20 protein-coding genes are annotated in these 20,005 nt (G+C 69.2%); 8 read left to right on the plus strand and 12 right to left on the minus strand.

What is annotated here, in order from left to right:
- Positions 1 to 56 precede the first annotated feature (56 nt).
- Positions 57 to 2,159: an ATP-binding protein gene (locus ACO06I_RS06035; RefSeq protein ID WP_421931683.1), complete on the plus strand. Its 2,103-nt coding sequence runs from the start codon at positions 57 to 59 to the stop codon at positions 2,157 to 2,159.
- A gap of 6 nt (positions 2,160 to 2,165) precedes the next feature.
- Here the strand turns inward: ACO06I_RS06035 and ACO06I_RS06040 are convergent, their stop codons facing one another.
- Positions 2,166 to 2,603 (minus strand): HIT family protein, encoded by a 438-nt coding sequence (locus ACO06I_RS06040; RefSeq protein ID WP_304701030.1) that lies wholly within the window; start codon positions 2,601 to 2,603, stop codon positions 2,166 to 2,168.
- Positions 2,604 to 2,652: 49 nt separating this feature from the next.
- Here ACO06I_RS06040 and ACO06I_RS06045 point away from each other — a divergent pair, with 49 nt between their 5' ends.
- Together ACO06I_RS06045 and ACO06I_RS06050 are read left to right on the plus strand one after the other, a co-directional pair.
- Entirely contained in the window at positions 2,653 to 3,243 is a 591-nt protein-coding gene (locus ACO06I_RS06045) for a DUF4287 domain-containing protein (RefSeq protein ID WP_421931684.1), read from the plus strand.
- Positions 3,244 to 3,386: 143 nt separating this feature from the next.
- The gene (locus ACO06I_RS06050) at positions 3,387 to 5,705 is read left to right on the plus strand and encodes a TonB-dependent receptor (protein ID WP_421931685.1); all 2,319 of its coding nucleotides are present in this window, start codon (positions 3,387 to 3,389) and stop codon (positions 5,703 to 5,705) included.
- On the opposite strand, the gene ACO06I_RS06055 is transcribed toward ACO06I_RS06050, so the two are convergent.
- From ACO06I_RS06055 to ACO06I_RS06070, 4 genes are all read right to left on the minus strand, one after another.
- Entirely contained in the window at positions 5,702 to 6,865 is a 1,164-nt protein-coding gene (locus ACO06I_RS06055; RefSeq protein WP_421931686.1) for a GNAT family N-acetyltransferase, read from the minus strand. The two genes, ACO06I_RS06050 and ACO06I_RS06055, sit on opposite strands and share 4 nt — an antisense overlap.
- Positions 6,862 to 7,623 (minus strand): glycerophosphodiester phosphodiesterase family protein, encoded by a 762-nt coding sequence (locus ACO06I_RS06060; protein WP_421931687.1) that lies wholly within the window; start codon positions 7,621 to 7,623, stop codon positions 6,862 to 6,864. Before ACO06I_RS06060 ends, ACO06I_RS06055 begins: the two co-directional genes overlap by 4 nt.
- Entirely contained in the window at positions 7,620 to 8,081 is a 462-nt protein-coding gene (locus tag ACO06I_RS06065) for a RidA family protein (RefSeq protein WP_421931688.1), read from the minus strand. The genes ACO06I_RS06060 and ACO06I_RS06065 overlap by 4 nt, the downstream gene beginning before the upstream one ends.
- Before the next feature lie 142 nt (positions 8,082 to 8,223).
- Entirely contained in the window at positions 8,224 to 8,658 is a 435-nt protein-coding gene (locus ACO06I_RS06070; protein ID WP_421931689.1) for a phasin family protein, read from the minus strand.
- Positions 8,659 to 8,958: 300 nt separating this feature from the next.
- Between ACO06I_RS06070 and ACO06I_RS06075 the strand changes: the two genes are divergently transcribed.
- Positions 8,959 to 10,323, plus strand: coding sequence for a D-alanyl-D-alanine carboxypeptidase (locus tag ACO06I_RS06075; RefSeq protein WP_421931690.1), 1,365 nt, complete (start codon positions 8,959 to 8,961; stop codon positions 10,321 to 10,323).
- A gap of 6 nt (positions 10,324 to 10,329) precedes the next feature.
- Here ACO06I_RS06075 and ACO06I_RS06080 read toward each other — a convergent pair whose 3' ends face one another.
- Both ACO06I_RS06080 and ACO06I_RS06085 read right to left on the minus strand, forming a co-directional pair.
- Positions 10,330 to 10,752, minus strand: a complete 423-nt coding sequence (locus ACO06I_RS06080; protein WP_421931691.1) for a J domain-containing protein — start codon at positions 10,750 to 10,752, stop codon at positions 10,330 to 10,332.
- Complete coding sequence (locus tag ACO06I_RS06085) at positions 10,749 to 11,567, minus strand: division plane positioning ATPase MipZ (RefSeq protein WP_421931692.1); 819 nt, start codon at positions 11,565 to 11,567, stop codon at positions 10,749 to 10,751. Before ACO06I_RS06085 ends, ACO06I_RS06080 begins: the two co-directional genes overlap by 4 nt.
- Positions 11,568 to 11,743: 176 nt before the next feature.
- On the opposite strand from ACO06I_RS06085, the gene panC reads away from it, so the two are divergent.
- Complete coding sequence (gene panC / locus ACO06I_RS06090) at positions 11,744 to 12,592, plus strand: pantoate--beta-alanine ligase (RefSeq protein WP_421931693.1); 849 nt, start codon at positions 11,744 to 11,746, stop codon at positions 12,590 to 12,592.
- A gap of 1 nt (position 12,593) precedes the next feature.
- Here panC and ACO06I_RS06095 read toward each other — a convergent pair whose 3' ends face one another.
- Genes ACO06I_RS06095 through ACO06I_RS06105 form a run of 3 tightly spaced genes read right to left on the minus strand, consistent with a single transcriptional unit; the run spans position 12,594 to position 15,759 of the window.
- A complete protein-coding gene (locus tag ACO06I_RS06095; protein WP_421931694.1) occupies positions 12,594 to 12,995 on the minus strand; it encodes a DUF1489 family protein in 402 nt (133 codons plus the stop codon).
- Positions 12,995 to 14,866 carry an acetyl/propionyl/methylcrotonyl-CoA carboxylase subunit alpha gene (locus ACO06I_RS06100; RefSeq protein ID WP_421931695.1) on the minus strand — a complete coding sequence of 624 codons (1,872 nt, stop codon included), beginning with the start codon at positions 14,864 to 14,866 and terminating at the stop codon, positions 12,995 to 12,997. Before ACO06I_RS06100 ends, ACO06I_RS06095 begins: the two co-directional genes overlap by 1 nt.
- A 56-nt stretch (positions 14,867 to 14,922) precedes the next feature.
- A complete protein-coding gene (locus ACO06I_RS06105) occupies positions 14,923 to 15,759 on the minus strand; it encodes an enoyl-CoA hydratase-related protein (RefSeq protein ID WP_421931696.1) in 837 nt (278 codons plus the stop codon).
- Positions 15,760 to 15,985: 226 nt separating this feature from the next.
- On the opposite strand from ACO06I_RS06105, the gene ACO06I_RS06110 reads away from it, so the two are divergent.
- Positions 15,986 to 16,183 (plus strand): hypothetical protein, encoded by a 198-nt coding sequence (locus tag ACO06I_RS06110; protein WP_421931697.1) that lies wholly within the window; start codon positions 15,986 to 15,988, stop codon positions 16,181 to 16,183.
- 108 nt (positions 16,184 to 16,291) lie between these two features.
- Here ACO06I_RS06110 and ACO06I_RS06115 read toward each other — a convergent pair whose 3' ends face one another.
- On the minus strand, positions 16,292 to 17,221 hold the full coding sequence (locus ACO06I_RS06115; RefSeq protein WP_421931698.1) for a LysR substrate-binding domain-containing protein: 930 nt from the start codon (positions 17,219 to 17,221) through the stop codon (positions 16,292 to 16,294).
- 68 nt (positions 17,222 to 17,289) lie between these two features.
- Between ACO06I_RS06115 and ACO06I_RS06120 the strand changes: the two genes are divergently transcribed.
- Together ACO06I_RS06120 and ACO06I_RS06125 are read left to right on the plus strand one after the other, a co-directional pair.
- Positions 17,290 to 18,288 (plus strand): quinone oxidoreductase family protein, encoded by a 999-nt coding sequence (locus ACO06I_RS06120; protein ID WP_421931699.1) that lies wholly within the window; start codon positions 17,290 to 17,292, stop codon positions 18,286 to 18,288.
- 74 nt (positions 18,289 to 18,362) lie between these two features.
- Positions 18,363 to 19,154, plus strand: coding sequence for a cyclase family protein (locus ACO06I_RS06125; RefSeq protein ID WP_421931700.1), 792 nt, complete (start codon positions 18,363 to 18,365; stop codon positions 19,152 to 19,154).
- 124 nt (positions 19,155 to 19,278) lie between these two features.
- Here ACO06I_RS06125 and ACO06I_RS06130 read toward each other — a convergent pair whose 3' ends face one another.
- On the minus strand, positions 19,279 to 19,989 hold the full coding sequence (locus ACO06I_RS06130; protein ID WP_421931701.1) for a hypothetical protein: 711 nt from the start codon (positions 19,987 to 19,989) through the stop codon (positions 19,279 to 19,281).
- Positions 19,990 to 20,005: the final 16 nt, after the last annotated feature.

The following is a 20,005-nucleotide window of genomic DNA, read 5'->3' on the forward strand; positions in this document are numbered from 1 at the left end:
CGACCGAGATTGAAGCCCAGGCCTACAGTCGACTGCGCAACTGGGGGGTTGCCCGAATGGCGTCGCGTATCAGGCTTTCTCGACCGGCCCAGGCCCCTCGCGCGCCCGGCCTCGACCTGGCCTTCCTGGCCGCCTACGCGGTCTGCGCCCTGCTGGCCTACACCTGGACCACCAGCGTCAACGGCCTCGCCGTTCTGTGGATCTGCAACGGCCTGCTGGCCGCCGGCCTGTTGCTGCTGCCCCGGCGGAAGGCTCTGGTCCTGGCCGTGCTCTGCACGACGATCGACCTGCTGGCGGCGCTCAACAGCGGCAGCACCCCGGCGCGAGGCCTGCTGATCGCAGGCTCCGACCTCACAGAGGCGGTCCTGGCGGCGGTCCTGATCCGCCGAGTCTGCGGCGCAGGCTTGGACATGAACGTCCTCCCGCGTTTCCGGAATTTCGTCCTGCTGGCGGCCCTGCCCGCCGCGCTCGCCATCGGCACGCTCGGCGCCTGCCTCGCCGCCCTGATGTTCCGCGACGACTTGCTGACGGCCTGGAAGACCTGGGTGTTCGGGGACTTCCTGGGCATGATCATCGGCGCGCCGGCCGCCCTGCTCCTGGCGCGCTTCCGGCGCTATGACGTGGGCGCCCCGGCCTCGCGCTTCGAGATCCTCGGCCTGATCGGCCTGGCCGTGGCGGCGGCGGCGCTGATCTTCTCCACCCCCCTGCCCACCCTCTTCCTGCTCTTCCCCCTCGGCCTGCTGGTGGTCATACGGCTCAGCAGTCCCTACACGGCGCTCATGGTCATGCTGGTGTCGTTCATCGCCGCCAGCGCCACAGTGGCGGGCCACGGGCCCATCGTGGCCCAGTTCCCGGGCGACATGCCGCGGCAGATCCTGGTCCTGCAGCTCTATCTGGCCACCATCGTCTCCTCGGCCATCATCCTGTCCAGCGTCCTGGCCCAGCGCGCGGCCGCCCAGGCGGGCCTGCGCCGGGCCCTGGCCGTGGCCCGCGCCGCCCGGCGGGACGCCGTGGCCGCCGACGGGGCCAAGGGACGCTTCCTGGCGGTGATGAGCCACGAGATGCGGACACCCCTGAACGGCATCAAGGGTCATGCCCAGCTGCTGTCCGCGCGCGCGGACCTGGCGCCCCAGGCGCGGGACCAGCTCGGCGTGATCCAGGCTTCGTGCCAGGTGCTGCTCGCCCTGATCACCAACATTCTGGACTATTCGCGGCTTGGCGCCGGCGCACGCGCCCTGGCCCACGCGCGCCTGTCCCTCGCCGAACTCGTGCGGACGGCCGGCGAAATCGTCCGGCCTGGCCTGGGGGACCTAACCCTGACCCTCGAGGTCTCGGCGGTCGACGGCCTGGTCCATGAGGGGGACGAAAACCACATCCTGCAGGTGCTGCTCAACCTGCTGGGCAATGCCGTGAAGTTCACCGACCAGGGTCGGATCGAGGTGCGGGTGGATCTGCGGCCGCAGGACGGCGCCGACCGGGTGCGGGTGAGCGTGCGCGACACCGGCGTCGGCCTGGCGCCCGAAGCGATCGCCCAGCTGTTCCAGCCCTTCACCCAGGCCGACACCAGCGCCACGCGTCGGTTCGAGGGCGCGGGGCTGGGCCTGGCCATCTCCAAGTCCCTGGTCGAGCAGATGAATGGCCGGATCGGGGTCGAAAGCGACCTGGGGGCGGGCTCGGAATTCTGGTTCGAGATTCCCCTGCGCCGGCTTGAGGCGTCGGCGCAGGCGACCCCGGCCGAGACTGCCGACGGGGGCGCGGGACGCATCCTGGTGGTGGACGACCATCCGGTGAACCGTCAGGTGGCCTCGATGATGCTGGCGGCCGCGGGGTTCGACGTCGAGACCGCCGAGGATGGCGCCCAGGCGGTGGAGGCGGTGCGCAGCCGCCCCTTCGACGTGGTCTTCATGGACCTCCACATGCCGGTGATGGACGGCCTGACGGCCTGCCGCGCGATCCGCGCCCTGGAGGGCGACGGCGCCGACACCCCCGTGGTGGCGATGACGGCGGCCACCCTGCCCGAGGACGTGGCCCGCTGCCGGGCGGCCGGCATGGACGCCCACCTCGCCAAGCCGATCGAGCAGGAGCGGCTGGTGGCCGCCGCCCTTCATCCCTGGCGGGCGGCTGACGGTCCGAAATGGCCCGACGCCGCCTCGGCCTGAGAAGGTTTAGGCGATCTGGGCGGCGATCTGGTCGGCCAGGGCCTTCAGCTCGGTGGGGTCGGCCATGCCGCCTTCGCCATGCCGCCCCAGGGCCTGACCCTCCCAGCGCGGGATGATGTGGAAGTGCAGGTGGTAGATGGTCTGGCCGGCGGTCGATCCATTGAACTGGGTGACCACGATGCCGTCCGGCTTCAGGGCCGCGCGGACGGCGCGGGTGACGCGCTGAACCCCCAGGATCAGGGGCGCCAGGACCTCCGGCTCCTCCTCCAGCAGGTTGCGGGCGGTCGAATGCTTCGGGATCACCAGGGTGTGGCCGCGCGCCTGGGGGAAGACGTCCATGAAGGCGTAGACGTGGCTGTCCTCGAACACCCGGGCGCTGGGCATCTCGCCCCGCAGGATCTTGGCGAAGATATTGCCGTCGTCGTAGGTCCCGTCCAAGCTCATGGCGCGCTCCTCTGATGTCAGGAGCGTCCTAGCACAGAGGGAGGTCCCCATGGGAACCGCCGACGCGGAGAACACCAAGGGGCTCAGCCCGCGGCAGCAGAAGTGGTTCGCCACCGCCCGCGCCAGCCTGGAGAAGGACACCGGCAAGACCCTCGACGCATGGGTCGCCATCGCCAGGACCTGCCCCGAGATCAAGACCATGGCCCGGATCGCCTGGATGAAGGAACACCACGGCCTGGGCATGAACCGCGCCAACCTGGTCATGTCGCAGGCCTTCCCCACCGGCTCGGGATGGGACGAGCCGGCCAAGCTGCGGGCGGCCCTGTGGAAGGATCCGGCGGCCACGGCCATCTTCGAGGCCGTGGAGCGTACGGCCGCCGCCCTGCCCGACGTCGTCACCGGTCAGCGCAAGGCCTTCACCGGCTTCTCCCGCAACTTCCAGTTCGCCTCGGCCAAGCCCATCAAAGGCGGCCAGGTGGTGCTTGGCCTGGCGGTGAGCCCCGAGGCCGATCCCCGGCTGCAGGTCCCGAAGGCGGAGGGCTGGTCGGAGCGCCTGAAGGCCAAACTCACCCTCGCCTCGCCCGCTGACCTGGATGAGCGGGTGAAGGCCCTGATCAGGCAGGCCTGGGAGGCGTCCTGACATCACGGCCGAATTGACTCTTACGCAGAATTTTTCTGATGGTTTTGCAGATATTTAGGCCGTCATCCTAACGTCAAATCCCCTTCGCCTGACTGTCATTGGCGGCGCCTAGACAGCCCCCTCACCGAGGTTGGGGAATGTCCATGTCGCATCACAAACTACTCCTGCTGGCCAGCGCGGCCGCCGTTCTTGCCGGCGCGAACCCGGCCTTCGCCGAGGCCGCCGATGACGCGGCCCAGGTCGAGGAGCTGATCGTCACCGCCCAGAAGCGCGAGCAGAAGACCCTGGACGTGCCGATCGCCATCACCGCCTACGGCGCCGATCAGCTGGAGCGGGACGGCATCCAGGAGTTCGAGGAGCTGTCGCTCTACGTCCCGGGCTTCGAGGTGCAGAACCAGTCTCCCAACAATCCCGGCTTCGTGATGCGCGGCATCACCTCGGACTCCGGCGAGGCCACCAATGAGCCGCGGGTCTCGGTCTTCCAGGACGGAGTCTCGATCTCCAAGTCGCGGGGCTCCTATATCGAGCTGTTCGACCTGGCCCGGGTGGAGATCGCCAAGGGTCCGCAGTCGACTCTCTATGGCCGTGGCGCCCTGATCGGGGCGGTGAACCTGGTCCAGGCCAAGGCCGATCCCACCAAGTGGGACGCCCGCTCCCGGGTCGAGGCCGGCAACAACGGCTACGTCATGTTCGAGAGCATGCTCAACGTGCCCGTCGGCGACACCCTGGCGATCCGCTTCGCCGGCCGGCTGAAGAAGCGCGACGGGTTCGTGGAGAACCTGCTGGGCGGACCCGACTTCAACTCCACCGACACCGCCGCCGGCCGCGTCACCCTGAACTGGCGGCCCAACGACAGGCTCAACGCCGACCTGATCTTCAACTACGAACAGGATCGGCCCACCGGCACCTCCTTCAAGTCCCTGACCTTCGCCCCCACCGACCCGAGCACCGGGGTCCTGATCGGCGACGTCGGCCGCAATTCCGGCGCGGCCCTGTCCACCTCCGACGGCTTCGAAGGCGGCAAGGACCTGGGCTTGAACCGCTCGGTGCGCGGCCTGACCGCCCTGGTGGACTACGAGATCAGCGATACGCTCAGCCTGTCTTCCATCAGCGCCTATCGCCGCTTCGACAGCCTGGAGGTGTTCGATCCGGACGGCTTCTCCCTGCCGTTGATGGTCTTCGCCGAGGACGCCCATGGCCGCGAGGCCAGCCAGGAGCTTCGGCTCAACTACGACAGCGGCGACCGCCTGACCGCCTTCGCCGGGATCAGCTACTTCTGGGAGGACGGCTATCAGCGGGTGCCGCTGCAGTTCAACGAGAAGGTCTACGCCCTGCTGGGCTCCATGCCCCGGCCCGGCGGCCTGTCCCTGCCGGTGATCAACGCCCTGGCGCCGGCGGCGCTCAAGTCGGTCCACCGCGAGACCTATCGCAACGTTGGCGAGACCAAGTCCTATGACGTCTTCGCCGACGCCACCTACAGGCTTACCGACCAGCTCGAGCTGACCGCGGGCCTGCGCTACACCTATGACGACAAGACCAGCGGCTATGGCGCGGTGCTGGAGAACGGTGGTTCCGTTCTGGCCGGCTCGACCCCGGCCCTGGCCCGCGGCCTCTTCCTGCAGCCTACCGCGGGCGGACGGGTGGAGACCAGGAGCTTCACCGACAGCGGCCTGACCTATCGCGCCGTCGCCCGCTACAGCTATGACGACCACACCAGCCTGTGGGCCTCCTACGCCCGCGGCCGGCGGCCCAAGGTGTTGGCGGTGGCCGCGCCGGCGACCCCCGGCGGTCCGGTGCGGTTCTCCGAACTGCCCGCCGAGCAGGTCGACTCCCTGGAGGGCGGGGTGAAGACCGAACTGTTCGACCGCCGCCTGTCCCTGGAGGGCTCGGTCTACCACTACGCCTACGACAACTTCCAAACCTCGGTGCGAAACGCCGCGGGCCAGATCGTCTCGGCCAACGCCGGCGAGGCCAGCGCCACGGGCTTCGAGGGCCAGGTCACCGCCAAGCCCAACGCCAATCTCGAGCTCTTCGGCACCTACGGCTACAACCACGCCCGGTTCGGCAACGGCCTGTTCAAGGACAACAGCTTCCGCCTGGCCCCCGACCATACGGTCTCGCTGGGGGCGAAGCTGAGCCTGGCGGCCCTGGGCGGGACCTTCGCCCTCACCCCGAGCTACACCTGGCAGTCGGAGGTCTTCTTCGACAACAACAACGACCTGCCGGCCCTGCAGGCCGCCGACAAGATCCAGGACGAGAAACAGGGCGCCTACGGCCTGCTGAACTTCAAGGTCGGGTACACGCCGGCCGAGGGGCCGTGGTCGGTGGAGGCCTTCGTCACCAACGCCCTGGACCAGGACTACATCAAGGACGCGGGCAACACCGGCGACGCCTTCGGCATCGCCACCTTCATCGCCGGCGAACCGCGCTATTACGGCGTCGCCTTCACCCTGAAGTACTAGGAAGGTTCCTGGCGGAAGGGGGAGAACTCTTCCGCCAACCATTCCATCTCGCCCTCCACCGCCGCCCGTTCACGGGCGACGAAATCCTCCACCGGCCCCCGCAGCATGGGATCGGCGATGAAGTGGGCGGAGTGGACCTGGCTGGGCAGGTAGCCGCGGGCGATCTTGTGCTGGCCCTGGGCGCCGGCCTCGACCCGGGCCAGGCCCCGACCGATGGCCCATTCGATGGCCTGGTAGTAGCAGAGCTCGAAATGCAGGAAGGGGATGTCCTCGACGCAGCCCCAGTTGCGGCCGTAGAGGCAGTCGGCCCCGATCAGGTTGAGCGCGCCGGCCACCCAGCGCCCGTTACGGCGGGCCATCAGCAGCAGCACCCGGTCGGCCATCCGCTCCCCCAGCAGGGAGAAGAACAGCCGGTTCAGATAGGGCCGGCCCCACTTGCGCGAGCCGGTGTCCATGTAGAAGGCGTAGAAGGCGTCCCAGTGCTCCTCGGTGATCTCGGCGCCGGTCAGGGCCACGATGTCCACCACGGCCTGCGCGTCGCGCCGCTCGCGACGGATGGTCTTGCGGCGGCCCGAGGACAGGGCGCCCAGGAAGGCCTCGAAGTCGGCGTAGCCGGCGTTCTCCCAGTGATATTGCTGGCCCTCGCGCAGGGCGAGCCCCTGAGCCCCCAGCCAGGTCCACTCCTCGGGAGTTGGGAAGTTGATGTGCAGGGACGAGGCGTCGTAGCGCTCGCAGAGGGCCACGGCCCCGCCCAGCAGGGTCCTGCGGGCGGCGTCGACATCCACGCCGGGCCGCACCAGCAGGCGCGGGCCGGTCGCCGGGGTGAAGGGGGCGGCTGACAGCAGCTTGGGATAGTAGCGCCCGCCGGCCCGCTCATAGGCCTCGGCCCAGCTATGGTCGAAGATGTACTCGCCCTGGCTGTGGGACTTCAGATAGAGCGGCATCACCGCGGCGACGCCCTCGGCGTCCTCCACCGACAGATGCTGCGGCCCCCAGCCGGTGCGCTCCACGGCGCAGCCAGCCTCCTCGGCGATGTCCAGGAAGTCGAAGGAGACGAAGGGGTTGGCGGCGTAGTCCGGGTTGGCGGCGCAGGCGTCCCAGCCCGCGCGGCCGATCTCGGCGATCCGGCGGCTGACCTTGACCGCCGCCTTCAAACTCACGCGGCCCAGCCCTCGAAGATCAGGTTGTCGCAGTGGTCCCTGATGGCGTCCCACTGCTCGGGCTTGCGCACCGTCCAGGCGACGACGGGCATGCCCTCGGCGCGGTGCTTGGCCACGATGTCGCTGGCGACGGTGTCCAGGCTCATGGCCAGGAAGTGCGGCCGGGCGATGGAGATCTGCTCCAGCCGGGCGAAGGCCTTGCGCTGCTCGGCCGACAGGTGCGGGGTGTCGTCCTCCCAGGCGTAGCTGTCCAGGCCGCGCAGCACGCCGGGGAACCGGTCGGCGAACCAGGCGTGGGAATAGGGATTGAAGCCGATCACGCAGGTGGGGCCGGCATGGTCGATGAGGATCTCGTGAACCCGCTGCTCCAGGGGGCCGACTTCGCCGAACGGCGTCTTGAGCTCGACATGGACCATGGCCCGGTGGCCGATCAGGGCCAGGGTCTCCATCAGGGTCGGGATGCGCTCGTCGGTGTCCTTGAGCCGCAGTTCGGCCAGTTCGGCCACGGTGCGGTCCTTGATGCGGCCCTCGGCGCCGGTCATGCGCTTGAGCGAATAGTCGTGGAACACCACCGCCTCGCCGTCGGCCGAGAGGTGGACGTCCAGCTCCACGCCGTAGCCCGCCTGGCAGGCGGCCTGGAAGGCGCCGAGCGAGTTCTCCGGCGCGCCGTCCGGCGTCCAGAGGCCGCGGTGGGCGACGGGGGGATGGAACAGGAAGTCCCAGGCCTCGCCGAATTGGGTCTTGAGGGCGTCCTTCACCGGATTTCCACCACGGCGTCGACTTCCACGGCGAAGTTCATCGGCAGGCGATAGACCCCCACCGCCGAGCGGGCGTGCTTGCCGGCGTCGCCGAAGGCCAGGACCATGACGTCCGAGGCGCCGTTCACCACCTGGGGGATCTCGAAGAAGCCGGGGCCGGCCTGAACAAAGCCCCCCAGCTTCACCACCCGGACCACCCGGTCCAGGTCGCCGTCGCAGGCCGCGCGCATCTGGGCGATCAGGTTGATCCCGCACAGGCGGGCCGCGACCTTGGCGGCCTCCATGTCGACATCCTCGCCGACGACGCCGCGCACCCCGCCGCCGGCGTCGAGGGACACCTGGCCCGAGATGTGGACAAGGGCGCCGACCCGTACGAACGGGACATAGTTGGCGACCGGGGCGACGGGCTGCGGAAGGGTGATCCCCTGCGCGGCCAAGCGATCTTCGACCTGTGACATGAGCCAAGGTCTAGCGCGGTTTCAGGCCGCTGGGAAACCACCGAAGCCCCGAAAAACGAAAAGCCCCGGACCGTTGCGGGTCCGGGGCTTCGCAGGGTCCGCGCCAAATACGCAGGCGCGGCTGGAGGGACTGTTGGAAGGCTTAGCGGACGGCCTGAAGCTTCTCGACGGCGGCGGTGACGCGCTCGTTGAGGGGCTTCATGGAGTCCTTCATGGAGGCCGAGACGATCTCGCCCATCTTGGCGATTTCGGCCATGTAGGTTTCCAGGGCGGTCTTGGCGAAGCTGGTTTGCAGCTCGACCACTTCCTGGATCGACTTGGCGCCCGACAGCGACTTGGCGGCGGCGACGTTGGCTTCCACGGCCTTCTTGGAATAGGCGGTGGCCTGGGCGCCGAGGGCTTCAGCGCCCTTGGTGGCGGCGGTCACCGAGGCGATGACGGCTTCCAGGTTCTTCTTGGAATGGGCGTTGGCGTCGGCCAGGCCAGCCAGGGACTTTTCGATGGCGTCCTTGAAGGCGGCGTTGCCGGCGGTGGTGAACTGCTCGACGGTATTCTTGACGGTTTCGGCGGCGGCCATGGGAGGAAACTCCTGGAACGTGGTTGACGGGCTTTGCCGCGTCGCACCACTCGGGCGTTGCGGCTCTTTGATCTCGAAGCCTATTTCTCATGTTGCAGTGCAGCAGTCAAGCGACTTTGTTGCACTGCACAATCGCCGCTGGAGCGAGTGCTCCGCATGCCTGCATATCTGGCGGCGCGACAAATGGGCTCGCTCAAGAGGTGTTTACCCTCGCGCAAGCTCCAAGGTGTCATGATAGGATTTCTGTAACGGCGACCTTGGGGGGTCGCCCCCAACCCTTTGATTCGACGGACGAACCGTATGTTCGAGCGCGCCCGCCGCCTGTTTCTCGCCCTTGGCGCAGCCGTCCTGACCGCGGTTTCCCCGCTGGCGACCTCCGCCCAGGCGCAAGTCCCGTACCTCTCGATGCCCTCGCTGCCGACCACGGCGCCGAAATATGCGGCCATCGTGGTGGACGCGAAAACCGGTGAGGTCCTCTACGCCAAGCGCGCCGACAGTCCCCGCTATCCCGCCTCCATCACCAAGATCATGACGCTCTACCTCACCTTCGAGGCCCTGAGCTCCGGCCGCCTGCGGTCCGATGACCGGGTGATGATCTCGCCGCGCGCCGCGGCCCAGGCCCCCACCAAGCTCGGCCTTTCGGCCGGCGACTCCCTGACCGTCAACGAGGCCATGCAGGCACTGGCCATCAAGTCGGCCAACGACATCGCCGTGGCCCTGGCCGAGAAGCTCGGCGGCAGCGAGGCCCGCTTCGCCGCAATGATGACCCTCCGCGCCCAGGAGCTGGGCATGGCCAACACCCGCTTCGTGAACGCCTCGGGCCTGCCCGACAGCCGCCAGGTCTCCACCGCCCGCGACATCGGCATCCTGTCCCGCGCCGTGATGCGCGACTATCCGCAGTACTATCGGCTGTTCAGCCAGCAGTCGTTCACCTTCCGCGGCACGCCGATGAACAACCACAACGGCCTGCTGGGGGCCATGCCGGGCGTCGACGGATTGAAGACCGGCTACACCAACGCCTCGGGCTACAACCTGGCGGTCTCGGCCGTGCGCGACAACCGCCGCCTGATCGCCGTGGTGCTGGGGGCGCCGTCCACCGCCAAGCGCAACAACAACGCCGAGGACCTGCTGCTCACCGGCTTCGACGTGATGAACCGGCGCGCCCGCGGCGAGAAGATCACCATCGCCCAGAACCTGTTCGAGCCCGAGCCCGCGGGTCCGATCGAGCGCCCCTCGGTCGAACAGGGTGACGGCGAACAGGACGGCCTGAAGATCGTCCTGGCCTCGGCCCCTCCTCCCGCCTCCTTCTCCAGCAACGATTTCGTGGCTCCGACCCGCAACCTCCTGCGCGGCTCGCAACCGGCCGACACGCCGAAGACCGACAAGAAGACCGACAAGAAGAAGGCCGAGAAGGAAGACAGGAAGCCCGCCGGCAAGTGGATCGTCCAGGTCGGGGCCTTCAAGTCCAAGGCCCTGGCCAAGGAGCAGCTGGCCCTCGTCGAGAAGCGGTTCGGCAATCACTTCGGCAAGGCGGACGGCGACGCCGATTCCATCGGCGGCACCTATCGCGCCCGCTTCAAGGGCTTCACCGAAGCCTCGGCCAAGGACGCCTGCAGCGCGCTCAAGGCCAAGAAACTGGCCTGCATGGTGGTCAAGCCGGGCTGACGCCTCTCATTTGCGGGAGAGCCGATCCCGCGCGGCGTTGAGCTGGGCGGCCAGGCCGTCCGTGCCACCCTTGTCGGGGTGGGCCAGGCGCATCAGCCGGTTGTAGGCCGCCTGGATCTCCTCGGCCGAGGCCTCGGGCCCCACCCCCAGGATCGAGCGGGCCTCGGCCTCGCCCATGGCCCCGCCGCGGCCCCGGGGCGCGGGCGCCCCCGTTCGCCGGGTGGAGACCGCCAAGCCCAGCCCCAGCACCACCAGGACGATGGCCGAGCCCCAGCTTCCCCGCAGCCCGACATAGGCCGCCCCCGCGAAGGCCACTACCGCGAAGGCGCCGGAGATGAAACGCCACTCGCGGCGCTTGAGGATCGGCTTGCCTCCATTCGCCCACAGCAACAGCGCCAGAACCAGGCAGCCGAGGGCGATATAGGTCACTGGGCGGCCATGAGCTCGTTAGCCATCTCGCCCAGGCCCAGCGAGCCCACCAGGGCCCGCAGCTCCTGGCGGGCGGCCACGTGCTGCAGGCTCATCGCCACGGGACGGATGGTGGGGGACAGGTCGGCGATGGTCAGGCCGAAGGGGAAGAGCTCGCGATAGATCACCCGGTCGCGCAGGCCGGGGCCGACGCGGAAGCCCACGCGGCGCGACAGGGCCTGGACCCGTTCGTCGACCCGCTTGCGGTTGCGGGCCTCGGTGGGGGCCAGGCGATTGCGCAGGACGATCCAGTCGATGGACTTGCCCGAGGACGCCGCGCGGATCTTGCGGCTGTTCCAGACCGTCTCGGAATAGAGGCTCGGGCGCTTCAGATCGAGGGTGACCGGATCGACGATGCCCAGCATGTCGAAGTCCACGAAGCTGTCGTTCATCGGCGTGACGATCAGGTCGGCCAGGCCGTGGGCGGCGCGGCTGACAGCGGTGTCGCCGCCGGGGGTGTCGATCAGCACGAAGTCGGCGCCCTCGGCGGCGGCGAAGGCCTCCTCGAAGCGGCCCAGGGCCTCCTCGTCCGAGGCCTTGGCGAGATCGGCGCTCAGGGGATGCTCGACGGGCATGGGGGCGCTGACGCCATTGGCGGCCAGCCAGGCGGCCCGGTTGGCGAAGAAGTGGCCCATGGACTGCTGGCGCAGGTCCAGATCGAGCACCGAGACGCGCGCGCTGGAGTGCAGCAGGGCCGTGGCGATATGGATGGCCAGCGTCGACTTGCCCGCGCCACCCTTCTCGTTGCCGACCACAATGACCTTGGGTTGGGACATGGTTCTCTAAAACTCCACACCATCTCAGCCAGCGTCGTTGCGCTGATTCGATTGGTTAACAGGTGAGCCCCCACCCCCTGCCCCGTCAACGCGCCTGAGGTCGCGGCCTGTGGACGGATGGACGGCGGGCGCCGGCCACGCCATAAGCGGCCGCCTACCGAGACGGAGCCTTCCCCATGCCCCTCGCCATCGTCCGCACCGTGGCCGACCTGCGCGCCCAGGTGGCCGCCTGGCGGGCCGCCGGAGAGACCGTCGGCCTGGTTCCCACCATGGGGGCGCTGCACGAGGGCCACCTGTCCCTGGTGACCCTGGCCAAGAGCCGGGCCCGGCGCGTGGTGGCCAGCGTCTTCGTCAATCCGACCCAGTTCGCGCCGCACGAGGACTTCGACGCCTATCCTCGAGACGAGGCCCGGGACGCCGCCCTGCTCCAGGGCGCCGGCTGCGACCTGCTGTTCGCCCCCGGCGTGGCCGAGATGTACGCCCCGGGCTTCTCCACTACCGTCACCGTGGCCGGGGTCTCCGAGCCCCTGGACGGCGCGGCGCGGCCGGGCCACTTCGCCGGGGTCGCCACCGTGGTGACCAAGCTGCTGCTGCAATGCGGTCCCGACCTCGCGGTGTTCGGGGAGAAGGACTATCAACAGCTCCAGGTCATCAAGCGCCTGGTGGCCGACCTCGACATCCCGGTGGAGGTGATCGGCGCCCCCACCGCCCGCGCGCCGGACGGCCTGGCGCTCTCCTCCCGCAACGCCTACCTGACGGCGGCCGAGCGCGAGATCGCCCCCAGCCTGGCCGCCGCCCTCCTCGACGCCATCGAGCGCCTGCGCAAGGGGACCCCCGTCGAACGGGTGGAGGCCACGGGCCGCGCGGCCCTGGAGCGGGCGGGCTTTGGCCGGATCGATTATTTCGAGGTGCGCGACGCCGCCAGCCTGGCGCACCTGGGGCCCGGCCCCCTGGAGGGCCCGGCCCGCATCCTGGCCGCCGCTGTCCTGGGCAAGACCCGCCTGATCGACAACATGGCCGTCTAGCCTACCAGGCGCCGACCTCGCGGAGCTGGCGGGCCAGTTCCATGGGGATCTCGTCGTCGCCGTCCGCGGCGAGGTCCGGTGGGACGTCCTTGGGATCGAAATAGCGCCAGCCCTGGAAGGCGCGGCGCGGGGTCGGCGCCACGCGGACGATCTCCCGGTCCAGGGTGATCTCGCAGCGGGCGTTGGGGTGTTCCCCCACCGTGCGGATGGCCAGGATCCTTTGCCGGCAGAGGATCATCCCCTTGAAGATCCGGTAGAGCGACCCGCCGTCCAGCAACTCGTCGGCCCGCTTGGGGGACATGCGGGTGTGCAGCAGCCAGGGTTGGCTGTCGTCGGGATGATAGGCCAGCAGGTCTTCGATGGTGTCGCAGCCGACGCACAGGCGGAGCATATGCAAGGCCATCAGGCGTTCGCCTTCAGCCGGACCAGGGTCACGCCCTCGCTGACCTGGTCGCCCACCGAGACACTCAGGGATTCGATATGGCCGTCGAAGGGGGCGGTCAGGGCGTGCTCCATCTTCATGGCCTCCAGAGTCAGCAGGGGCTGGCCGCGCAGCACGGTGTCCCCCACCGCCACGGCGACGGCCACCACCTTGCCCGGCATGGGCGAGCGCACCTGGGCGTCGCCGGTCAGATCGTCCAGGTCCCGGAGCGGCGGGCGGGTGGCGAGCACGTAGGTCTCGCCGCCCTCGAAGACCACCACCTCGCCGTCGGCGGTCATCAGGATGTCAGCCTCGATGTCGCCGTCGGCCAGGGGCGCGTCGATCGCCCGGCCGTCCAGGAAGAGACGGACGGCCGCCTGGGGCTCGGCGTTCATGCGGAAGCCGGTGAGACCCTTCCACGGCGAGGCCTCCTCCCCCTCCCCGAGGACCGCGGCGGCGGCCACGGAGAGTATTTCGTCGGAGGGCTGGGGCGTGGCGGCCAGGGCGTCGAGCCGGGCCTCGATGAAGCCGGTGTCCACGTCGCCGGCGATGAAGTCGGGGTGGTCCAGGCAGCGGGCCAGGAAGCCGGCGTTGGTCTTCACCGGCCAGATCTCCACCTCGGCGCAGGCCTGGGCCAGCAGGTCGCCGGCCCCCTCGCGGGTGGGGGCGTGGGCGATCAGCTTGGCGATCATCGGATCGTAGAAGGGGCTGACCTCGCCGCCCTCCTCCACCCCGGTGTCGACCCGGACGCTGTCGGGCAGGACGAAGTGATCCAGACCGCCGATGGAGGGCAGGAAGCCCGCGGCGGGGTTCTCGGCGTAGAGCCTGGCTTCCACGGCGTGGCCGGTGAGCTTGATCTGGTCCTGGGTCAGCGGCAGCGGCTCGCCGGAGGCGACGCGGAACTGCCACTCCACCAGGTCGACGCCGGTGACGGCCTCGGTGACCGGGTGCTCCACCTGCAGGCGGGTGTTCATCTCCATGAACCAGATGCGGTCGGGGCGCAGGCCGGCGCTGGCGTCGGCGATGAACTCCACCGTGCCGGCGCCGACATAGTTCACCGCCCGGGCGGCCTTGACCGCGGCCTCGGTGACGGCGGCGCGGGCCTCGGGACTCATGCCAGGCGCCGGGGCTTCCTCGATCACCTTCTGGTGGCGGCGCTGGAGGGAGCAGTCGCGCTCGAAGAGGTGGACAACGTTGCCGTGGCTGTCGCCGAAGATCTGCACCTCGATGTGGCGGGGCCGGGTGACGTATTTCTCGATCAGCACCCGGTCGTCGCCGAAGGACGCGGCGGCCTCGCGCTGGCAGGAGGCCAGGGCGGCGGCGAAGTCCTCGGCGCGCTCGACCTTGCGCATGCCCTTGCCGCCGCCGCCGGCCACCGCCTTGATCAGGACGGGGTAGCCGGTGACTTCTGCCGCTTGCTGCAGGCGTTCTGCCGACTGGTCCTGGCCGAGATAGCCGGGAGTCACCGGGACATTGGCTTTTTCCATCAAGGACTTAGCGGCGTCTTTTAATCCCATGGCCCGGATCGCCGACGGCGGCGGGCCGATCCAGACGAGGCCCTCGGCCATGACGGCTTCGGCGAAGGCGGCGTTCTCGGAGAGGAAGCCGTAGCCGGGATGGATGGCCTCGGCGCCGGTCTCCAGGGCCGCGGCGATGACCCGCTCGGCCACCAGATAGCTGTCGCGGGCGGGCGCCGGGCCGATGAGCACGGCCTGGTCGGCCTCGCGCACATGGGGCGCCTCGGCGTCGGCTTCCGAATAGACCGCCACGGTGGCGATCCCCATGCGGCGGGCGGTCTTGAAGACCCGGCGGGCGATTTCGCCGCGATTGGCGACGAGGACGGATTTGATCATGCCCCGATCCTAGAGGGCCGGGGAGAGTCCTGCCAGACGCCGTGCGAGATCCCGGCTCAGACCACCCAGGACGGCTTGCGCTTGTCGAGGAAGGCGCGGACGCCCTCCTGGCCCTCGGGGCTGACGCGAGTGCGGGCGATGCGCTTGGCGGTCTCGTCCATGACGCTCTCGATGGGACGGTAGGCCACGTCCTCCACCAGCTTCTTGGAGTCGGCCACGGCGCCGGGGGCGCAGGTCATCATCTCAGCGGCGATGCGGTCGCGGGCGGCCTCCAGGGCGGCGGTGTCGGCCACCACCTCGGTGATCAGTCCGACCTTCTCGGCATAGGCGGCGTCGAACACCGAACCGGTGGCGAACAGGGCGCGAGCCGTGCGGGGGCCGACGGCGCCCACCACATAGGGGCTGATGGTGGCCGCGATGAGGCCCAGCCGGACCTCGGAGAAGCTGAACTTGGCGGTGGCGGTGGCGACGGCCAGGTCGCAGACGGCGGCCAGGCCCGCCCCGCCCCCGAATGCGCCGCCCTCCACCAGGGCCACGGTCAGGGCCGGGATGTCCCACAGGCTCTTGAGCATGACCGCCATCTGGTAGGCGTCGTCGCGGTTGTCGCTCTCGGAGCGGTCGGCGGCCTCGCGCATCCAGTCCAGGTCGGCTCCGGCGCTGAACATGCCGCCCGCGCCGCGCAGGAAGACGACGCGCACGCCTTCCGCCCCCTGCAGGGTCTCGAAGGCCTCGCGCAGGGCGCCGATCAACCGGGCGTCGAAGGCGTTCCGACGCGCCGGACGGTTGATGGTGACCGTGGCCACCCCCTCCACCGTGGCTTCGATATGCACGAGGGTCTCGTCGATATCGCTGTCGGCCACTTCAACCAGGGGATCGGCGATGGGATTGGTCATGGAAGCCTCGTTTGGGGATGTCGCATCGGGACATAATCCCAACGCCCGGTCTTTGACATAGGTCCTGTCCTTCCCGACGTCCCGCGGCGCTGAATTCGCGGTCATCCCCGCAAATCACCCCAGTTCGGGCCCCAACCGGCTTGATCGCGGCGCGCGCCTGGTCGAGACAGCTGTCAGGAAACGACCACGCGGCGCCCGGCCCCGGACGCCGCGGGAAGGAAGAACGATGCGCCGGACCCAAGAGGCGAGCCTGACCCAGCTTCTGAGCGCCGCCAAGTCCCGGCGGGAGGCGCCGCGACGCGGCCGGACCCTCGCCGCCCGCCGGGCCAAGGCCAGGCTGGCCCTGACCCTGGGCGTGATGTCGAGCTGCGTCGGCCTGGGCCTGCTGGTGGGCCAGCTCGGCCGGGCGCTCGTCGGCGGTTAGCGCGTGATCTGTTCCGATTGAATCGGCCGGGCGCCTGGATCTCCGAGTTCTCCGCGCGTCTCTGCGCCGAGCCGACGGCCGCTTCGTCGGCTTCGGCGCGAGCTCGCATCACGACCGTTGCGGCGTCTGAAGCGCGGCAAGAAGCGCGCCCAGAAGCCAGTCGACGCCAGCGTCGGGAATGCCGCGCCGGACGGCCACGATCCGAATCGACGGAAGACCGACCGGCAGGTCGCAGACCTCAAGGCCAAACGCGCCCGCCTGGGCTGTCGCAAGGCGGCGCGGGGCGATGCAGGTCGCCAGCGAGGTGGCGACCATGGCGAACGCCGTCGGAAACCGCGGCGCGGCCGCAATGATCCTGCGGCTGAGGCCGCGGTCGGCAAAGTCCCGCTCCGTGGGGGTCCGATAGTCTCCGGCCACAGAGACCGCCACGTGGTCCAGGGTCGCGAACACCTCTCGATCGATCCGCCCGGCCACGATCGATGGATGGCCGCGCCGCAACACCAGGCAATAGTCGTCGGTGAACAGGGGGACGGCGTCGAGCCCATCGGGGGTCGTGAGGAATTGCCCGAGCGCGAGATCGACCTCGTTGTGCCGTACCTGCCGAAGAGCGGCCTCGCCCAGCGCCAGCCCTATGGCGAACCGGCTATTGGGGGCTTGGCGTTGGAACTCCGAAAGCAGGCCCGGCGCGAGCAGGGTGGCCAGGAAGTCGGAGGTCGCCAGGCGGAAGCTGCGGGTCGCGACAGCCGGGTCGAACCCGACCTTCCCGCCCAGCGCCGCGCCGACGGCGTCGATCAAGGCGTCGATCTGCGGGGCAAGCTCCACGGCCCTGATGGTCGGCTGCAACCCATGCGGCCGACGCAGGAACAGCGGATCGTCGAACAGCAGACGCAGCCGGGCGAGGGCATGGCTGATGGTGGACTGGCTGACGTTCAGGCGTTCCGCCGCGATCGTTGTCCGTCGGTGGCGAACCAGCGATTGGAAGACCAGCAACAGCGCGCCGTCGATCTGCCTGATCTTAGAAATGTCGATATCACTCATGACGCCATTTCAGTAGCAAGGCGGATACCCCCCGCCTAGACCTGCCGCGTCAACCAGGGGGGACGGCAGTGAAGGCGGCTTTCATCAACGACTATGGCGCGGTCGAGAACCTGGGTGTCGGCGACGCGGAAAAGCCGAGCCTGCGGCCGAACGAGGTGATGGTGGAAGCCGAGTTCGGCGGTCTGCGCTGGGGCGATGTCATGTCCCGCAACGGCCTGCCCAGCCGGGCCCGCCCCACGCCATTCGTCGCCGGCCAGGAGGCCAGTGGCGTGATCGTCGAGGTCGGCCCCGAGGTCCGGGACTGGCGGATCGGCCAGCGGGTGATGGTCTCGGGCGGCGGCGCCTGGGCGAAGTATGTGGCGGCCCACCCCGCCCTGCTCACCGCCGTGCCCGACCATGTCGGTCTGGAGCAGGTGCTGGCATATCCGGTGAACCTGCGGACCGCCTATTACATGGTCTATACGTGGGCGAGGGTGCGCGAGGGCGAGCGGGTGCTGCTGCATGCCGCCGCTGGCGGGGTCGGCCTGCTGGCGCTGCAGATCCTCAAGCGAAAGTTCCGCTCGGTCGAGGTCGTCGCCATCGCCAGCACCGAGGACAAGCTTCAGCTGCTGCGCGGCGAAGGCGCCGACCACGTCATCAATCGCAAGACCCAGGACTACGTGGCCGAGGTGCTGAAGATCTGGGGGCCCAAGGCCTCCGGCTTCCAGACCGGCGGCCGTCAGGAAGGTGGGGTCGATGTGGCGTTCAACGGGGTCTCCGGTGACACCCTGTCCACCGACTGGCAGGTGATACGCAAACGCGGGCGCTGGGTCATCTACGGCTACTCGGCCGGTCGCGGTCGGCTGGACACCGCGCAGTTCGGCTATGACGGCATCACCGTCATGCCCTTCTCGTCCATCGCCTGGCAGGGGACGCAGGACGCCGCCGCCGCCACGACCTTCATCGCCGACTGGCTCGCGAGCGAGGAGCTCATCGTTCCGGAAATCCATCCGATCGAGGATCTCGTCGCCGTGCAGCGTGCGTTCGAGGCCGGCGAGACCACCGGAAAGATCGTCTTCAGGCTCTAAATCTTTGTTTTATCGCGCAATTTCCCGGCGGACCGGCGGCCACTTCGTCGGCTTGCGCTCTAGGCGAGACACCCATGCAACTGATCGATCTCACCCGGATGCTCGACTCGGCCGATCTCGACCGCCTGCCGGAACGCGTCAAGGCCTCAGCCTCGGTGCTCGTGCCGGAGGTGGAGTACGTGACCCCGGCCGGCAAGGGCGCCGAGGTGATGTGCGGCCTCTTCGGCTGCGAGCGCCACCATCTGCCGGACGGCGAAGGCTGGGGTGAGGAACGGATCCGCATCAATTCGCATCTGGGCACCCACGTCGATGCGCCGCTGCACTATGGCTCGTTGTGCGAGGGCCGTCCGGCCCGCACCATTGGCGACATCGCCCTGACCGAACTCTATTGCGACGGCTTGGTGCTGGATGTCCGGCCCTGGGCGAGGCCCGATGAAGCGATCGAGGTCTCCGCCCTGCAGGCCGCGCTGGAGGCCAATGGTGGCGAGGTCACGCCCGGCTGCGCCCTGCTGATCCGCACCGGACAGGAAGCCTACGATCTGTCGCAGCTGGCCTGGTATTCGTATCCGGGCATGAGTCGGGAGGGCACCCTCTTCCTGGCGGGGCTGGGCGCCAAGGTGCTGGGCACCGACGCGGTCGGTTGGGATCGGCCGTTCGGCGTCATGCGCCGGATGTTCCGCGAGACCGGCGACGCAGCACAGATCTGGGACGGCCACTTCGCCGGGCGCGAACGGGAGGTGTTCATCGTCCAGCAGCTGGACAATCTTCAGGCGCTGCCAGCCAGCGGCTTCAAGGTCGGCTTCTTCCCGATGAAGCTCAACCGATGCAGCGCGGCGCCGGCTCGCGTGGTGGCGTTCGTGGCCTGATCGAGTTCCCATTGCGGTGATGCTGTCGGAACCAGGCCTGTCTTCTCATCGCCGGGATCAGCCGCGATCCGGGGATCCTGTGATTTCACACAGCGCCACCGTAATTCCGGGCCCTGATCGGCGGTTAGCCGGGACAGACGCTGCGGGCCTGCGCCCTGGCCGCGGGCGTCGCGCAGAGATCGGGGCCGGCCGGGGCCGCCTTGGCCTTGAGCAGGGCGCCGCGGACCCTCGAATAGCCGGCGCAGAGATCGGGGATGCAGACCCCGGCCCGTTTCATCCGCGCCTTGGCCCCGGCCAGGCTGTGCTGGTTCACCAGGTAGTAGGAGAACAGGCCCGACGGATCGTCGGAGACGTCGTCGGCCCAGTAGGCGATGTCGCTGGCGTATTGCGAGCCCCAGTTGGCGCGGTCCTCGGCGGCCTTCTCCAGGGTGAACCAGCTCTCCTCCACATAGAAGATGGCCAGGCTCCAGCGATCGCGGTCGGCGGCCAGGCGGGCGACGCAGGCCTGCGGGTCGTCATGGCCGAAGTTCGAATAGAGGCAGCGGATCTCCGGGTGCTCGATCTCCACCGCGAACAGGTTGTCCGCGCCCTCGTTCAGCGCCGTCTCCGCCGCCAGCCGGGTCTGGTTGCGGAAGGAGGCGTAGCCGGCATAGATCCCGACGAAGACCAGGACCACGGTCAGGGCCGCCACGATGGGCTCCCAGAACTCGGTGGTCCGCACCCGGCGCTTGCGGCCGATGCGATAGAGAACCCCCGCCAGGATCACGGCGAAGACGGTCATCGGGAACAGGAGGATGACGCGGTCCAGCGTCCCGACGTTCCAGAGTGCGTTCAAGCCCGTCCCCCCTGAA

Origin of the sequence: Phenylobacterium sp. (assembly GCF_965229015.1) — a bacterium.
Classification (GTDB): Bacteria; Pseudomonadota; Alphaproteobacteria; order Caulobacterales; family Caulobacteraceae; genus Phenylobacterium.

Excerpts from the sequence above, each read along its gene's own strand:
- ACO06I_RS06035 (WP_421931683.1), top strand. The coding sequence starts at position 57 with ATGGCGTCGCGTATCAGGCTTTCTCGACCGGCCCAGGCCCCTCGCGCG.
- ACO06I_RS06040 (WP_304701030.1), bottom strand. The coding sequence starts at position 2,603 with ATGAGCTTGGACGGGACCTACGACGACGGCAATATCTTCGCCAAGATC.
- ACO06I_RS06045 (WP_421931684.1), top strand. The coding sequence starts at position 2,653 with ATGGGAACCGCCGACGCGGAGAACACCAAGGGGCTCAGCCCGCGGCAG.
- ACO06I_RS06050 (WP_421931685.1), top strand. The coding sequence starts at position 3,387 with ATGTCGCATCACAAACTACTCCTGCTGGCCAGCGCGGCCGCCGTTCTT.
- ACO06I_RS06065 (WP_421931688.1), bottom strand. The coding sequence starts at position 8,081 with ATGTCACAGGTCGAAGATCGCTTGGCCGCGCAGGGGATCACCCTTCCG.
- ACO06I_RS06070 (WP_421931689.1), bottom strand. The coding sequence starts at position 8,658 with ATGGCCGCCGCCGAAACCGTCAAGAATACCGTCGAGCAGTTCACCACC.
- ACO06I_RS06075 (WP_421931690.1), top strand. The coding sequence starts at position 8,959 with ATGTTCGAGCGCGCCCGCCGCCTGTTTCTCGCCCTTGGCGCAGCCGTC.
- ACO06I_RS06085 (WP_421931692.1), bottom strand. The coding sequence starts at position 11,567 with ATGTCCCAACCCAAGGTCATTGTGGTCGGCAACGAGAAGGGTGGCGCG.
- panC (WP_421931693.1), top strand. The coding sequence starts at position 11,744 with ATGCCCCTCGCCATCGTCCGCACCGTGGCCGACCTGCGCGCCCAGGTG.
- ACO06I_RS06095 (WP_421931694.1), bottom strand. The coding sequence starts at position 12,995 with ATGGCCTTGCATATGCTCCGCCTGTGCGTCGGCTGCGACACCATCGAA.
- ACO06I_RS06100 (WP_421931695.1), bottom strand. The coding sequence starts at position 14,866 with ATGATCAAATCCGTCCTCGTCGCCAATCGCGGCGAAATCGCCCGCCGG.
- ACO06I_RS06105 (WP_421931696.1), bottom strand. The coding sequence starts at position 15,759 with ATGACCAATCCCATCGCCGATCCCCTGGTTGAAGTGGCCGACAGCGAT.
- ACO06I_RS06110 (WP_421931697.1), top strand. The coding sequence starts at position 15,986 with ATGCGCCGGACCCAAGAGGCGAGCCTGACCCAGCTTCTGAGCGCCGCC.
- ACO06I_RS06115 (WP_421931698.1), bottom strand. The coding sequence starts at position 17,221 with ATGAGTGATATCGACATTTCTAAGATCAGGCAGATCGACGGCGCGCTG.
- ACO06I_RS06125 (WP_421931700.1), top strand. The coding sequence starts at position 18,363 with ATGCAACTGATCGATCTCACCCGGATGCTCGACTCGGCCGATCTCGAC.